The sequence below is a fragment of the Methylobacterium sp. J-070 genome (genome assembly GCF_022829385.1).
GTDB lineage: Bacteria > Pseudomonadota > Alphaproteobacteria > Rhizobiales > Beijerinckiaceae > Methylobacterium.
Genome location: NZ_JAKSXX010000066.1, coordinates 22758 through 37696, shown reverse-complemented (window position 1 = coordinate 37696; position 14939 = coordinate 22758). Strand labels below are relative to the sequence as shown.

The 14939-nt window shown below is 72.0% G+C and carries 17 protein-coding genes; 7 read left to right on the top strand and 10 right to left on the bottom strand.

From position 1 onward, the window contains the following. Genes MKL01_RS04830 through MKL01_RS04820 form a run of 3 tightly spaced genes read left to right on the top strand, consistent with a single transcriptional unit; the run spans nt 1 to nt 2716 of the window. Entirely contained in the window at nt 1–1221 is a 1221-nt protein-coding gene (locus tag MKL01_RS04830; RefSeq protein ID WP_243904089.1) for a phosphopentomutase, read from the top strand. A 10-nt stretch (nt 1222–1231) separates the two neighbouring features. Continuing rightward, a complete protein-coding gene (locus MKL01_RS04825) occupies nt 1232–1423 on the top strand; it encodes a DUF1192 domain-containing protein (protein WP_243904088.1) in 192 nt (63 codons plus the stop codon). Between the two features lie 3 nt (nt 1424–1426). Next, the gene (locus MKL01_RS04820) at nt 1427–2716 is read left to right on the top strand and encodes a leucine-rich repeat-containing protein kinase family protein (protein WP_243904087.1); all 1290 of its coding nucleotides are present in this window, start codon (nt 1427–1429) and stop codon (nt 2714–2716) included. A 19-nt stretch (nt 2717–2735) separates the two neighbouring features. Here the strand turns inward: MKL01_RS04820 and MKL01_RS04815 are convergent, their stop codons facing one another. The 5 genes from MKL01_RS04815 to fliL all read right to left on the bottom strand — a co-directional run bounded on the left by MKL01_RS04815 (nt 2736) and on the right by fliL (nt 6660). Further along, complete coding sequence (locus MKL01_RS04815; RefSeq protein ID WP_243904086.1) at nt 2736–3335, bottom strand: cysteine hydrolase family protein; 600 nt, start codon at nt 3333–3335, stop codon at nt 2736–2738. A 120-nt stretch (nt 3336–3455) separates the two neighbouring features. Then, nucleotides 3456–4304, bottom strand: coding sequence for a MotE family protein (locus tag MKL01_RS04810; RefSeq protein WP_243904085.1), 849 nt, complete (start codon nt 4302–4304; stop codon nt 3456–3458). Continuing rightward, the gene (locus MKL01_RS04805) at nt 4301–4804 is read right to left on the bottom strand and encodes a DUF6468 domain-containing protein (RefSeq protein WP_243904084.1); all 504 of its coding nucleotides are present in this window, start codon (nt 4802–4804) and stop codon (nt 4301–4303) included. The genes MKL01_RS04810 and MKL01_RS04805 overlap by 4 nt, the downstream gene beginning before the upstream one ends. A 19-nt stretch (nt 4805–4823) precedes the next feature. After that, complete coding sequence (gene fliM, locus MKL01_RS04800) at nt 4824–6041, bottom strand: flagellar motor switch protein FliM (protein WP_243904148.1); 1218 nt, start codon at nt 6039–6041, stop codon at nt 4824–4826. A gap of 61 nt (nt 6042–6102) precedes the next feature. Then, on the bottom strand, nt 6103–6660 hold the full coding sequence (fliL, locus tag MKL01_RS04795; protein WP_243904083.1) for a flagellar basal body-associated protein FliL: 558 nt from the start codon (nt 6658–6660) through the stop codon (nt 6103–6105). A 254-nt stretch (nt 6661–6914) separates the two neighbouring features. On the opposite strand from fliL, the gene flgF reads away from it, so the two are divergent. Genes flgF through flgH form a run of 4 tightly spaced genes read left to right on the top strand, consistent with a single transcriptional unit; the run spans nt 6915 to nt 10399 of the window. Continuing rightward, nucleotides 6915–7655: a flagellar basal-body rod protein FlgF gene (gene flgF / locus MKL01_RS04790; protein ID WP_243904082.1), complete on the top strand. Its 741-nt coding sequence runs from the start codon at nt 6915–6917 to the stop codon at nt 7653–7655. Nucleotides 7656–7667: 12 nt separating this feature from the next. Next, on the top strand, nt 7668–8459 hold the full coding sequence (gene flgG / locus MKL01_RS04785) for a flagellar basal-body rod protein FlgG (protein ID WP_010687235.1): 792 nt from the start codon (nt 7668–7670) through the stop codon (nt 8457–8459). Nucleotides 8460–8482: 23 nt separating this feature from the next. Further along, nucleotides 8483–9613, top strand: a complete 1131-nt coding sequence (gene flgA / locus MKL01_RS04780; RefSeq protein ID WP_409566201.1) for a flagellar basal body P-ring formation chaperone FlgA — start codon at nt 8483–8485, stop codon at nt 9611–9613. Between the two features lie 36 nt (nt 9614–9649). After that, a complete protein-coding gene (gene flgH, locus MKL01_RS04775) occupies nt 9650–10399 on the top strand; it encodes a flagellar basal body L-ring protein FlgH (RefSeq protein ID WP_243904080.1) in 750 nt (249 codons plus the stop codon). 137 nt (nt 10400–10536) lie between these two features. Here the strand turns inward: flgH and MKL01_RS04770 are convergent, their stop codons facing one another. From MKL01_RS04770 to MKL01_RS04750, 5 genes are all read right to left on the bottom strand, one after another. Further along, complete coding sequence (locus tag MKL01_RS04770) at nt 10537–11832, bottom strand: Gfo/Idh/MocA family protein (protein ID WP_243904079.1); 1296 nt, start codon at nt 11830–11832, stop codon at nt 10537–10539. 84 nt (nt 11833–11916) lie between these two features. Further along, the gene (locus tag MKL01_RS04765; RefSeq protein ID WP_243904078.1) at nt 11917–12285 is read right to left on the bottom strand and encodes a PilZ domain-containing protein; all 369 of its coding nucleotides are present in this window, start codon (nt 12283–12285) and stop codon (nt 11917–11919) included. Nucleotides 12286–12471: 186 nt separating this feature from the next. After that, nucleotides 12472–13230, bottom strand: a complete 759-nt coding sequence (locus tag MKL01_RS04760) for a phosphatase PAP2 family protein (RefSeq protein ID WP_243904077.1) — start codon at nt 13228–13230, stop codon at nt 12472–12474. Between the two features lie 31 nt (nt 13231–13261). Next, complete coding sequence (locus MKL01_RS04755) at nt 13262–13780, bottom strand: 2'-5' RNA ligase family protein (RefSeq protein WP_243904076.1); 519 nt, start codon at nt 13778–13780, stop codon at nt 13262–13264. A 27-nt stretch (nt 13781–13807) separates the two neighbouring features. Beyond that, on the bottom strand, nt 13808–14923 hold the full coding sequence (locus MKL01_RS04750; RefSeq protein ID WP_243904075.1) for an SPL family radical SAM protein: 1116 nt from the start codon (nt 14921–14923) through the stop codon (nt 13808–13810). Nucleotides 14924–14939 lie beyond the last annotated feature (16 nt).

The window sequence follows — 14939 nt, the reverse complement described above, 5'->3', positions numbered from 1 at the left end:
GTGCCGCGCGCCCTGCTCATCGTCCTCGATTCGGTCGGCATCGGCGGGGCACCGGACGCCGCCGCCTACGGCGATGCCGGCTCCGACACGCTCGGGCACATCGCCGAGGCCTGCGCGGCGGGTCGCGGCGACCGGGCCGGCCTGCGCGCCGGCCCGCTTCGCCTTCCCCATCTCGCGGCGCTCGGCCTCGGCCTCGCCGCCGCCGGAGCGTCGGGCCGGATCCCGCCGCACCTGGCTCCGGCGGAGCCGCCCGGCGGGGCCTACGGCCATGCCGTCGAGACGGCCGCCGGCAAGGATACGCCGTCCGGCCATTGGGAGATCGCCGGCCTGCCGCTGACCGAGCCCTGGGGCCATTTCCCCGAGACGCGGCCCGCCTTTCCGCCCGCGCTCACCGACGCGCTGATCGCCGAGGGGGATTTGCCCGGCATCCTCGGCGACCGGCACGCGCCGGGCGTCGCCATCATCGACGAACTCGGGGCCGCGCACATCCGGACCGGTCGGCCGATCTGCTACACTTCCGCCGACAGCGTGTTCCAGATCGCCGCCCACGAGGGAGCTTTCGGGCTGGAGCGCCTCTACGATCTGTGCCGGGTGGCGCGCCGCCTCTGCGATCCCTACCGGGTCGGCCGGGTGATAGCCCGGCCGTTCGTGGGCACGCCGGAGGCGGGCTTCCGCCGCACCGGCAACCGCAGGGATTTCGCCGTCGAGCCCCCGGGCCGGACGCTGCTCGACCGGGCGGAGGCGGCCGGTCGCACAGTGGTGAGCGTCGGAAAGATCGGCGACATCTTCGCCCATCGCGCCACCGGCCGCGAGATCAAGCCCGGACCGAACGCGGCCTGCCTCCGGGCAGGACTCGACGCCCTTGCGGACCTGCCGGATGGCGGCCTGATCTTCGTCAACCTCGTCGATTTCGACACGGAGCACGGGCACCGCCGGGACGTGCCGGGTTACGCGGCGGAGCTGGAGGCCTTCGACGCCCGGATCCCGGATATCCTGGCCGCGCTGGCCCCGGGCGACCTCGCGGTGATCACCGCCGATCACGGCAACGACCCGACCTGGACCGGGACCGATCACACCCGGGAGCAGGTCCCGGTCCTGGCCTTCGGCCCGGGCATTGCCGGCCGCGCGATCGGCCGTCGCGACACCTTCGCCGATATCGGCGCCACGGTGGCGGCTCATCTGGGCCTGCCCTGGGACGGCGCCGGGCGGGCATTCCTGTAGGGAGGAGAGCGTGCGGGACGACGACGATAGGCCGCGCAAGGCCGTCACCCACGAGATCGGGCAGCCCCTGGATACGCTCTCGCTCTCCGACCTCGACGAGCGCGTCGCGCTCCTGCGGGCCGAGATCGCCCGGATCGAGGCGGCCCGGGCCGCCAAGCAGGCAGCGCAGGGGGCCGCTGACGCCTTCTTCAAGCGGGGCTGAGCGGTGGACCGGACCGACACGCTCGCGGCCCTCCGGCGCGGCGATCTGGCCGGCGCGCGCGAGCTGCGCCTGCCCGACGGGCTCTCGGCGGTGCCGCACGAGGTCTCCGGCCTCGCCGACACCCTGGAGGTGCTGGACCTCGGCCGGGGCAGCCTCACCGAGCTGCCGGCCGATTTCGGGCGCCTGCACCGCCTCCGGGTGCTGTTCTGCTCCGGCAATCCTTTTCCGCGCCTGCCACCGGTCCTGGGCGACTGCCCTTCCCTCGGCCAGCTCGGCTTCCGCGGCTGCGGCATCCGCGAGGTGCCGGCGGAGGCGCTCCCGCGCGACCTGCGCTGGCTCACGCTGACCGACAACCACATCGCCGAGCTGCCATCCGCCCTCGGCGAGCGGCCGCTCCTGCAGAAGTTGATGCTGTCCGGCAACCGGATCGCCGCGTTGCCCGACGGCCTCGCCGGGGCGGCGAACCTGGAGCTGATCCGGCTCTCCTGCAACCGGCTCGCGGCACTGCCGCCGTGGCTCGGCCGGCTCCCGCGCCTCGCCTGGATCGCCTACGCGGGCAATCCCGCCGAACCGGTGACGGAGCCGGCGGACGCGCCGCGCGTGCCGTGGGCGGAGCTGGAGGTCGGCGACCTGCTCGGGGAGGGCGCGTCGGGCCGGGTGCACCGCGCCCTCTGGCGCGCTCCCGACGGCCCCCTTGCCGTGGCGCTGAAGCTGTTCAAGGGCGCCATGACCAGCGACGGCCTCCCCGAACGGGAGATGGAGGCGTGCCTCGCCGCGGGCGCGCATCCGGCGCTCACCGGGGCCCTGGGCCGGCTCGACGGCCATCCCGATGCCGCGCAGGGCCTGCTGCTCCGGCTGTTGCCGGCGGACTGGCGGGTGCTCGCCGGGCCGCCGAGCCTCGCGAGCTGCAGCCGCGACGTCTACGCGCCGGAGCTGCGGCTCGATCCCGACCGGCTCGTGCGGATCGCGCGCTCCGTCGCCGGTGCGGTGTCCCACCTGCACGGACGCGGTTTGCTGCACGGCGACGTCTACGCCCACAACACGCTGTGGGACGCCGCCACCGGCGACGCCGTGCTCAGCGATTTCGGCGCCGCCTCGGCGCTGCCGCCCGGGCCGGCCGGCATGGCCCTGGCGCGGATCGAGGTGCGGGCGGTGGGGATCCTGCTCGGCGAGCTGCTCGAGCGCTGCACGGCGCCCCTGGAGCACCTGCGGATCCTGGAGCGCGCCTGCACGGATCCGGATCCCGACCGGCGGCCGAGCCTGAACGACGTCGTGGCCGCGATGCGCCCGTGACCGTGCCGCGGCCGGCGCCTCAATCGGCGATGTCGCCCTGCCGGCGCGCCACCACGGCGAACAGGTCGCCCAGCGCCGCGAGGCTGGCGGCCTGAAGCTGGGCCGCGGGCACCACGCCGCCGTCGGGACCCGGCAGGTCGCGGGTCGCCGTGGCGGAGGCCACGACGGTCGGGCGGAAGCCGAGGTTGAAGGCGCTGCGGGCGGTGGAGTTGACGCACATATGCGTCATGAAGCCCGCCAGGACGAGGTCCTTCACGCCCATCGCCTCCAGCCGCGCCTGGAGGTCGGTGCCGACGAAGGAGCTGGGATAGGCCTTGGTGATCACCGGCTCGTCGCCCTGCGGGGCCACCTCCGGGCTGATCTGGCCGACCGGCGCGGTGACGTCGTAGGGCGAGCCCGGTCCGGCATCGTGGCGGACATGCAGGATCGGGATACCGGCTGCGCGCGCCCGGGCCAGGAGGTCCGCCGCCTCGCGGATCGCCGGCTCGACGCCGTCGAGCCGCATCACGCCCTCGCGGTAGGTCTGCTGGAGATCGATCATCACCAGCGCCGAGCCCTTGAGGCCGGCCGGGGCCGGGCTGAGGCCTGACAGGCCGCGCAGGGTCGTGGGATCGGGCATGCGGGTTCTCCCAGAGCGCCGCCCGCGGATCGCGGCGGCCATCGGTCTTGCCGGACCCTACCGCGAGCCGCCGATGGCGCGCCATGGGTCAAAGGTGCCGCTCCGGCGACACCTCAGGCGCTACCGCGCCGGCGGCCCGGGATCGATCGCCGGCAGCTCGCTCGCCGGCAGACCCGGACCGGCCTGCGCCTGCGCGGTGCCGCCGCGGGCGCGGTTGGCGAGCGCCACGGTGAGGCGCTCGGCGGTCTCGGGCTGCATCACCGCCAGGACCTCGGCCATCTTGCGCGGATTCATGGCGAGGACGATCGGCACCAAAACCTCGTGCCCGAGGCGATCGAATACCCGGGCGGCGTCCTTGGGTTTCATCGACTCGTACATCGTGACGATGTTCTTGAGCCCCTGCTTCTCGGCATCCTCCTTCGCCTTGGCGACGGTATCGACCTTGTCCTCGGCCTTCTTCAGGTCGCCGAGCCCGGTCTCGAGCTTGCGCTCGGCCTCGTTCAGCATCTTCTCCCGGAGGTCCAGCTCCTCATTCTTCTGGCGCAGGGCGTCGCGCCGGGCGCCGAGCTTCTCAAGGATCACGCGTTCCGTGGGCGAAGCCCCGGGCGGCGACCCGATCGGCACCGGTGGCGGCTCCGGGGCGCTCTCGGGCGCGGCGGCGGCCTCCTCCTTGGCGCCCACCGATCCGGTGGTGACCGGGTCGGGCACATCGAAGCCGGTGCGTGCCCGGGCCACCGCCCGTCCGAATTCCGGCAGCGCGCCGCTTTCCGGCAGGCCGGCCTGCAGCAGGCTGAGGAGCTTCAGGACGAGGAGCCCGGCCGCCGCGAGGGCGACGGCGTCGACGAGGCGCAGCCGCATCGGGCGCACCGGCCTCATGCGGGACCGGCGCAGCGGCGTGCCGGTGGGGCGCGGCTTGCGCGCCGGCTCGATCTTCCGCGGCGGGATCTTCGGGGCCTTGACCCCGGTCACGCGGCGCGCGCCCGGACCCGGGCGAGGGCGCGCTCGCTCATGGCGAGGGCCGCCGCGGCGGCGGCCCCGAGGCGCTCCCCGTTCGGGCTCACGGGCTCGGCGCGACGTGCCGCGGCGATTTCCGGCTCGGGCGCCGCCGGAGCCGCCACCGGCTCCAGGCGGGCCGGCACCGCGCGCATCTGCGCCACGATGGCACCGATGCGCGTCACCACCGTCTCCCCGGCCTCGACCTGCAGCCGCAGCTCGGCGGAACGGGCGGCGGCGGCCTCGAGCCGCGTGTTGAGGGTGCGGTCGGCCTCGTCGATGGCGGCGCGCAGGCCCGCGATGGCGCGCTCGGCGGTGCCGGTCGCCACCATCAGGTCGCCGATGGTCTGCCGCAGGGCCGTCTCGTCGCCCTTGAGCTGGCTGATCCGGCGCGACAGCCGCAGCGACGTGACGATCGTCGCCGCCAGGAGCACCGCGACCAGCAGGTCGGCGGCGAGCGTGACGAAGAGACTCATGCGCGGGTCCTCATCGCGCTCAGCTGTCCGAGCGGTTGTTCAGGGAGGCCTCGTAGGCCTGGATCGTCGTGCGCGAGCGGCGCAGGGGGCGGGTCACCTGCACGGCGATGTGGCCGTCGACCCGGCCGATCCGCCCCTGGGTGAGGGCCCAGTCGCCGCACCGCACGGTGATGAGATCGGACGGCTTGACGTCGAACATCAGCGTCTCGCCCACCTTCAGGCTCATCACCTGCTTCAACGGCAGCATCATCTCGTGCAGCACCGCCTCCATGGCGACGTCGGCCTGCCAGATCTCGGTGGCGAGGTGGCCCTCCCAGACGTGGTCGCGGCCGAGCTTCTCGCCCATGAAGCTCTGGGTAAGCAGTTCCCGGATCGGCTCGATGGTCGCGTACGGGAACAGGATCTGCAGCATGCCGCCGCGCCCGTCGACGTCCAGGCGTAGGCTGATCAGGATCGCGGCGTTGCCGGGCCGCGTGATGGTGGCGAACCGCGGGTTGGTCTCGATCCGGTCGATGCCGAAGGTCACCGGCGAGATCGGCTGGAACGACATCTCCAGGTCGCCGAGCACGATCTCCACGAGGCGGCGCACCAGCGTCATCTCGATGGCGGTGAACGGCCGGCCGTCGAGGCGGCTCGACGAGCCGCCGCGCTTGCCGCCGAGCAGGAGGTCGAAGGTCGCGTAGGCGAGGTTCGAATCGACCGTGACGAGGCCCGAATTCTCCCATTGCTCGGCCCGGAACACGCCGAGCAGCGTCGGCAGCGGGATCGCGTTGAGGTAGTCGCCGAAGCGCACCGAGGTGATGTTGTCGAGGGTCACCTCGACGTTGTCCTGGAACAGGTTGCGCAGGGAGGTCGACAGCAACCGGATCATCCGGTCGAAGACGATCTCCAGCATCGGCAGGCGTTCGTACTGGACGACGCCGGAATCGACGATGGCCTGCACGCCCCCGGCCCCGGAGGCCGAGAGTTCGCGCATCGAGAAGCCGAGGACGCCGTCGATCTCGTCCTGATTCAGGACCCGGTCGTTGCCGGCGAGTTCGGGGAGGTTGTCGCTCTCCCCGTCCTCGATCATCGTCGCCCATTCGGCGGCGACGTCCCCGGCGCTGCGCGTCGTGCCCTGCTCGGCAAGCGCGGCGCCCCATTCCTCGGCGAGCGACGTGTCGCCGCCCTCGGCACCCTGCTCCAGGAGGGCCGCCGACCAGTCGTCCTCGGGGAGTTCGTCCTCGGGTTCCATCAGGCGTATCCGATCAAGCCTCGGCGCCGCGCCGCGCGGGTGACGGGACGGGTCCTCCGGTGCGTCACTGGACGATCACGTCCTTGAACAGCACGGCCTCGACCTTGGCGGGGAAGAGGGCGATGTTGACGCGCCGGAGCAGCTCCTCGCGCAGCCGGAACAGGCCCACCGATCCGGTCAGATCGCTGGCGCGCAGCTCGCGCATGTAGACCTGGAGCGCGTCCTCGACGCGCGGCATCAGCGGCTTCACTTCCTCCTCGACCTTGGCATCCTTGAGTTCGAGGGAGAGCCGCACCTTCGCGTAGCGGGCCTTGTCCTGCGGCAGGTCGGGGCTGAGGTTCAGGACCATCTCCCGCACCTCCACGAAGACCACCGGCTTCTTGCCGTCCGGGCCGACGGCGGCGTGGCTGTCCTGGCCGTGACCGCCCCCGTGGCCGCCCCCGGCGGCCTCCTGGCCCTCGCCGTGACCGCCGCCGTGCCCCATCATCAGGAAGGCGCCCGCGCCGCCCGCGACCAGCAGTGCGGCGGCGACGATGATCATGAGCTTCTTCTTGCCCTTCGGGGCGGCTTCGGCTCCGGCCTCGCCGTCCTCGGCGCTGGCCTTCTTGGGCTTCTTGGCCATGGAATAATGCTCTCTCGGGCCGATCCGGCGCCCGGTACACCCGGATATCGAAGCATCAGGGTTAACGCGCCGTTAAGCGGGCAATTCCTGCCGAGTCATGTTTGCCGCGGGGCGGTAAGGCTGCTCGGTCGCAAGCTCCGGTATCTCCGGTAAGCCATTGCGCGATCTGGAGGAACCCGGGTGGCGCCCGGTGGCACGGCGCATGCTGAATGGATCGTTGCCGCCACCGCGGCGGCCGAGTCTCAGAGTCCACGATGCAGAATGCCCTCTTCGTCGGCGTGTCGAGCCAGATGGCGCTCCAGCGCGAACTGGACGTCATCGCCAACAACATGGCGAACGTGTCGACCAACGGGTTCAAGGCCCGCAACAGCCGCTTCCAGGAATACCTGATGCCGGTGGCGAGCGCGGATTCCTTCGCCCGGCCCGACCGACGGCTCTCCTACGTCATCGACCAGGGCACCACCCTCGACCTCGGGCAGGGGCCGATCGAGCAGACCGGAAACCCGCTGAACGTCGCCATCAAGGGCTCGGCCTTCATCGCCGTGCAGTCGCCGCAGGGCGAGCGCTACACCCGCAACGGCGCCTTCGAGATCGACCCGCAGGGCGCGCTCGTGACGAGCGACGGCTACAAGGTGGTCGGCGACGGCGGCGCGATCACCATCAATCCGCAGGAGACCGGCCTCGCGATCGGTCCCGACGGCACGGTCTCCACCAATCTCGGCATCCGCGGGAAGATCAAGCTCGTCAGCTTCGCCAACCCGCAGCGCCTGACGAACGAGGGCGGCAACCTCTACGCCTCGCCGGACCCCGCGCGCCCCGCCGGCGTCGACGGCCGCCTCGAACCCGGCACGCTGGAGCGCTCGAACGTCAGGCCGGTGATCGAGATGACCCGGCTGATGGACGTGAACCGCTCCTACGCCATGGTGTCGAGCATGATCTCCCGCCTCGACGACCTGCGGGGCACGGCGATCCGCCGCCTCGCCGACGTCGCGTAAGGGGGCGGACCGATGCGCGCCCTCTACTCGGCCGCCACCGGCATGGCGGCCCAGGAACTCAACGTCCAGGTCATCTCGAACAACATCGCTAACCTGCGCACCACCGGATACAAGCGCCAGCAGGTGCATTTCCAGGATCTGCTCTATCAGAACCTGCGCCGGGCCGGCTCCTCGACCTCCGAGCAGAACACCCAGCTCCCCGCCGGGCTCGCCCTCGGTTCGGGCGTGAAGACGACCTCCACCGCCCGGGTGATGTCGCAGGGGACCTTGTCGTCCACCGAGAAGGACTACGACGTCGCGATCCGCGGCGAGGGCCTGTTCCGGGTGACGATGCCGGATGGCCGGACCGCCTACACCCGGGACGGCTCCTTCGACCTGTCGGCCTCCGGGCAGCTCGTCACCCGCGACGGCTACCTGCTCGACCCGGCGATCACCGTGCCGCAGACCGCGACCGCGGTGACGATCAGCGCCACCGGCGCCGTGCAGGCGACGCTGCCCGGCCAGACGGCGCCGCAGGCGCTGGGCCAGTTCCAGCTCTCGCGCTTCGTCAACAAGGTCGGCCTCGAATCGATCGGCGACAACCTGTTCATCGAGACCGCGGCCTCCGGGCCGGCGATCAGCGGCCTGCCGGGCGCCGAGGGCTTTGGCAACCTGCAGCAGAGCTACCTCGAGGAAGCGAACGTCAACGCGGTCACGGAGATCTCCTCCCTGATCGCCGCGCAGCGCGCCTACGAGATGAACTCGAAGGTCGTCACCGCCGCCGACCAGATGCTCTCCACCACCACGCAGATGTTCCGCAGCTAACCCGCCCGCTCAGGTTCCTGACGATGTATGCCGGAATGCACCAAGACCCCGCCTTCGAGGCCGTCGCTCTCGTCAGCACGGCGGCGGACGAGAGCGACCTCAGCCCGATCGTCCGTCCGTCCCGGTCGCGGGTGGCGCCCGTGGGGACGGCCGTGCTGCTGCGCGCGATGCTGGCCTTCCTGACCTTCGCGGTGCTCGGCGCGCTGGCGATCCCCGCGATCGCCCGCGCGGAGGGCCTGCGCCTGCGCGGCGATGTGACCGCCCGGGGCGACGTGCTGACGCTCGCCGACCTCGTCGAGGGCGCGCCGGCCGCCCTTGCGGCGCGGCCGCTGTTCCGCTCGCCGGCGCTGGGGGCCACGGGAACGATCCAGACCCGGCGCATCGTCGACGCGGCCACCGCCATCGGCCTCGCCGGACTGGAGACCGGAGGCCGGCTGCAGATCGCGGTTCAGCGCGCCGCCCGCCGCCTCGGGCCTCCGGAGATCGAGACGGCGCTCAAGCAGAGCCTGCAGACCGGCTACGGGCTGGACCCGCGCAGCATCGCGATCCGGTTCGACGGCGACGGCCCGACCCTGCTGGCGCCGATCGATCTCGAAGGCCAGATCGCGGCCCTCGACCTGACCTACGATGTGCGGTCGCGCCGGGTCGCCGGGCTGGTCAGCCTGGGCGAGCGGCAGGCGTCGCTGCGGGTCTCCGGCGTGATCGTCGAGCTCCGCGAAGTGGCTGTGCTGACCCGCGCGCTGAACCGCGGCGAGCCCGTGAAGGAGGGCGACGTCGTCATGGAGCGCCGCCCGCGCGACGCCGTGGCGGCCGACGCCCAGGCGAGCGCCACCGCGATCCTGGGTGAGGTCGCGCAGCACGGGCTCACGGCCGGCACGGTGCTGCGGGCCGCCGACACCGCGCCGCCCGAACTGGTAGCCCGGGGCGAGAACGTGACCATCGTGTACGAGACGCCGAGCATCAGCCTGTCGATGCGCGGCATCGCCAACGAGGCGGGCCGGCTGGGGGCCGTCGTCAACGTCGTCAACGTCACCTCAAAGAAGGTCCTGCAGGCGACCGTCGTGGGTCCCGGCCGTGTCTCGGTCGGCCCCGGCTCCGCGGCCCAGAAGGGTGCCTCTAACGGGCAGGTCCAGACGACCGCCTCCCTGCACTGAGCGCCCGTTCCGTACGCGTCGAAGAGTTCCTGACCGATGGCCAGCCGCACCGTCCTCAACCCGCTCGCCGCCGTGCTGATCGCCGGCGCGCTCGGCGCCTGCAACACCGCGGACCGGCTCTCGCAGGTCGGCGCGACCCCGGCCCTGTCGGCGATCGAGGATCCCACGACCCAGCCCGGCTACAAGCCGGTGCGGATGCCGATGCCCGACGTGCAGCCGGTCTCCTACGCGCCGAATTCGCTCTGGCGCACCGGCTCCCGGGCCTTCTTCAAGGACCAGCGCGCCGCCCGGCTGGGCGACCTCCTGACCGTGAAGGTGAACGTCACCGATCAGGCGAACATCAGCAACGAGACCAAGCGGTCCCGCGCCAACACCGAGAGCTTCGGCCTGCCGAACGCCCTCGGGCTTGAGAACAACGCGGTCGGCAAATCCTTCGGGGTCGGCGCCACGGCGCTGCTCTCGGCCACCTCGGCGACCGCCAACGACGGTGCCGGCTCGGTCCAGCGCGCCGAAACCCTGACCACGAATGTCGCCGCGGTCGTCACGCAGGTGCTGCCCAACGGGAACCTCGTGGTCGAGGGCAAGCAGGAGATCCGGGTCAACTTCGAGGTCCGCGAGATGGTCGTCGCGGGCGTCGTCCGGCCGGAGGACATCGAGGCGGACAACACCATCGATTCGACCAAGATCGCCCAGGCCCGGATCGCCTATGGCGGACGCGGGCAGATCACCGACGTCCAGCAGCCGCGCTACGGCCAGCAGATCGTCGATATCCTCCTGCCGTTCTGAGGTGGATTCCGATTCAAGCCCCGGGTCGCGTCGATCCGGGGACAAGGACGGCAGATCCGACTCAAGCGATCGGAGATGGTCTGGCGGGCGGATCAGCCCGATCCGCCGATCCAACCGGACGGGTCGCCTGAAACCGCTCAGCCCGCTTCCTCCGGCTCCGGTCCGCGGGTCACGTCGAGGCCGGAGCCGGCGCCCGGAGGCGGCCCGACCTTCACCGGCGCGCCGGTGCGGGCGGCCTCGTAGATCGCCTCCATCAGGACTTGATCCTGCAGGCCCTCCTCGCCGGGCGTGCGCGGCCGCAGGTTCTCCTGGATGCACCGCGAGAAGTGGTCCATCTCCAGGGCGAACTGGTTCTTGGGGCTGAGGACCTTCTCGTCCCGCGCGCCAGCCTTGCCGTCGCGGTGGCTGACATACAGCCGCTGGCCCTCGTACGCGAAGGCGTTCTGGAGGTCGATCGCGGCATTGCCGGTGTGCAGGGTCAAGGACCGCGCCTCGTAGACGCCGTAGCTCGACAGGCATTGCGCGATCACGCCGGACGGGAAGCGCAGGGTGAAGCTCACCGTCTCCTCGACCTCGCGGTACTTCGGATCGTCCGCGGGGGAATGGATCTGAGCCTGAACGAGCTCCGGCTCCTCGCCGAGCACGGCGCGGATCGTGTTCAGGCAGTAAAGCCCGATATCCGGCAGCGATCCGCCGCCCGCCAGCGCCTTCTTGAGCCGCCACTGCTCGGGCAGCCCGGTGGTCTGGCCGTTGAACGCCTGGATCATCCGCGGCCGGCCGAACTCCCCCGAGCGGGCGATCCGGATCACGGCGCGGTTGTGGGGCTCGTACTGGCAGCGATAGGCGATCATCAGCTTGACGTTCGCCTGGGCGCAGGCCGCGATCATGTCGCGGCATTCCTGCGACGCGGCGGCCATCGGCTTCTCGCAGAGCACCTGCTTGCCGGCCGCGGCCGCCGCCAGGACATTGTCCCGATGCACGCCGTTCGGCGTGACGACGTAGACGGCCTGGACGTTCGGATCGGCCTTCAGCCGGTCCCACGCGTCGTAGCCGTAGACGGCCTCGTCGGGCAGACCATACTGGCGCGCCACGAGCTTGGCCTTGTCGGGGGTTCCCGACATCACGGCGGCCAGCCGCGAGCGCTTGGTCGCCCCGAAGGCCGGGAGGATCTCGTCGAGGCTCAGGCGCCCGAGGCCGACGACGCAGTAGCCGACTCGCTGGCCCGGCGGCTGCGGCGCGGGCGTCGGTGCGGGCGGGCGGTCGCCCGAGCCGCGCCAGTTCGGAAACATCACCCGGCCACCCTGCACCGCGCCGGTATCGGCAGGGACCGACGGGGCCGGCGCCGCCTGGGCGCCGCCGCCCATTGCGGCGCCGGCTATGGCACTCCCGGCGGCGAGGAGGCTGCGTCGTGAGAGCCGGTTTTCGTCCGTCATGGGCCTCGCCATTTCGCTGGAGCGGCGGCACGATGGCACCCTCGCGAACCGTCGCCGGTCGCCGTCGGTCGCACCGTCCGCGCTTCAGTGAACGCAGCCGGGCTCCAGGCTGTTTCCGGCCAGCAGCGCGGCGCGCAGACGCGCCGCCTGGGTTTCGCTGGCGGCGAGCCGTCGGGCGAGAGACTCCGGTTCCGAGACCGCCGGCGTCCCGTCGAAGACGACCCCGACCATGGCGCCCGCACGCCACGCCACGACGGCGCGCCGGATCTCGCCCCGGCACGGAACGAACAGGTCGAAGCATGCCGGCACGGTGTCGGCGTCGGACACGCGGATTTTCGCGCCGCCCAGGGAGACATCCCGCAGCCTGCAGTCGATCCCGGGGAGGAAGGCGGCGACCTTGACGAGGCCGCCGAGGCAGACGCGGCGGCGGGCAGTCTGACGACGCTCGATCACGATCGGATGTCCTCGTCGGGGATGACTGTTCCGACAACCGCGTTGCGGCCACGCGCGCACCGACCGGCCCGGCTTAACCTCCGATTTACGTTAACGCCGGGTCGAGACCGAACATCGCGACCCTGCGAATACGCGGCTGCCGGCGTCGGGCCGTCCCCAGGGAGGCAGCCGGGACGGCCGCTGGCCTCAGGCCGGCGGGGGCGGATCCGGCGCCTCGACCTCGCCCCGCCGCTGCAATTGCAGGGCGACGAACCAGCACAGGGAGGCCCAGGCGGCGCCGATGCACCAGCCGGCGAGGACATCGCTCGGCCAGTGGACGCCGAGATAGATCCGGCTGAGTCCGACGAGCAGCGTCACCGTCACGCCGAGACCGAGCAGGAGCGCCTTGGCGCTTCGGTTCCGCTCGACCCGGGCGATCAGGGTCGCCAGGGTCAGGTAGGCGATGGCCGACATCGTGGCGTGGCCGCTCGGGAAGCTCGCGGTGAACACCTCCATGCCGTGCGGCACCAGATCCGGGCGCGGCCGCTGGTAGAACATCTTGAGGATCGTCGAGACCAGCTCGCCGCTGCCGACCGCGGCGAGGACGAAGGCGCCGATCCGCCGCCGCCCCGAAACGGCGAGGTAGGCCGCCACCGCGCAGGTCAGGAACAGCACCGTGAAGACGCTGCCGAGACCGGTGATGTCGCGGATCGTCTCCTCGAGCCAGGGCGGCCCGATCGGATCGGCGAGATCGGCCGGGTTGCGCAGGGCCAGCAGGATCCTGCGGTCGAGCTCCGCCGTGGAGCCCTCGCCGACCTCATGGGCCAGATAGAAGAAGCCGTAGCCGAGGATGCTGACGCAGAGCAGGGCGACGAGGGGCCCAACCTCGTTGAGGCGCAGCCGCAGCCAGACCGTCATCGCCGGCTCGGTCAGGCGGGCGTACCGCAGGTTCTCCGGCGCCCTCATGACGCACCGTCCGGACGGAAAGCCGACGGCATCAGGCGTTCTCCCCGAACGGCAGGCGCGCCACCGGCGCCCACGGGCCGCCGAGATAGCGCCACAACAGGGTCGCGGGTGCGGTGAAATGAAACGGCGCGAAGCAGGCCGACAGGTCGGCGTGGAGCGCCCGAGCCGCATCCGGCGACACCTTGTTCTGCACCGTCACGTGCGGGCGCCAGCCCTGCCGGTCCTGCGCGGTGAGGGAGGCCCCGAATTCCCTGGCGAGACGGGCTCGGAACGTCGCCAGGGACTCCGATTCGAGGACGTAGGCCACGCCCCGCCCGGTGAAGCGCAGGCCGGTCACAACGACGTCCGGGGCCGGCACGGTGCGGGCAAGGGCGGTGATCGCCTCGATCACGCCCCGCTCCCGGTCGCCCGGCAGGTGGTGGAACAGGGTGGCGTGGGCCGGGATGCGGTTGAGCGCCTCGGGGAAGTAGCGTCGCCGTTCGCCGTCGAAGCGCGCGAGGGTCGGCTCGTCGAAGGCGAGCGTCAGGATCAGGGGAGCCACGTCTGTCATGGGCGGCGAGATGGCGTCCGAAGTCGCTCAGGTCCAGTACAGCACCCGCGCGGCCGGCAGGTCGCGGGCGAGGCAGGCGACGAGATGCATCCGCATCGCCTGCATCAGCGGTTTGGGGAAGACGTGTTTGACCGTACCGAACTTGGTCCGCTTCTCCACCCGGTCGGCTTCGTCGAGGGGCAGGTCCGAGCCCGGATACCAGCCGCGCAGGACCGATTTCGAGGTCGGGGTGAACCGGTGGGTGATGAGTTCCGCGGTCAGGTCGAGATCCGGGATGCCCGAAAGGGCGTCGGCGGCATCGCGGATCAGGCCGGCATACGCCGACTCCCAGCCGTCCACCGGGATGATCGGCGCGACGGTCAGGCCGACGGGGTAGCCGGCCCGGGCCGCCAGCGCCATCGCGGCGAGCCGCGCATCGAGCGAATCGGTGCCGCCCTCGTAATGGGCGGCGGCGCGGGCATTGACCGAGAAGCGGATGCGGGTGCGTCGGTTGTGGGGCAGGTCGAGCAGCGGCGCGACCGCGGCGAACTTCGTGGTGAAGCGCAGCTGCACCGGCGCCTCCCAGGCGCCGAAATGCCGGATCGCCGCCGAGAGCGATCCGGTGAGGTGCTCGATGCCGAGGGGATCGGTGTAGCAGGACGCCTCGAACGTGGTTCCCTCGTGGGCGCGCTCGGCCGAGGCCGAGGTGACGGCGCCGCGTCCGGCATAGGCCGCGAGGTTTCCCAGGATCGCGTCGAGGTTGGCGTAGGCGCGGGTTACGGGCGGTCCCTGAAGCGAACCCGCGAGGTAGCAGTACTGGCAATGGGCCGGGCAGCCCTCCGCGAGGTCGAAGCGCCAATCGGCAGAGGGCGGGATCGGCTGGAGCCGCAGCTTCGTGGGCGGCGCGACAACGAGGGCGAGCGTCGCCTTGGCGGCCACGTAGGCACGCCGGGGGTCGGGCTCGCGGGGGCTCGGGATCCGGTTGGCGCCGAGCCGCTCCACCGGCAGGCCGAGCGCCTCGGCCTTCTCCGCCATGGCGCGGCCATGGCCGTGCTCCAGGGCGGCCGGCGTCACCAGCACCCGACGCGGTCGCCACAGGCGGGTCCGGCTCGGACGGCTCGCGGCACCGGGGGCTTCGAGCGCCAAGGCGGATGCGGACGGCATCCCTGTCGAACGCGCG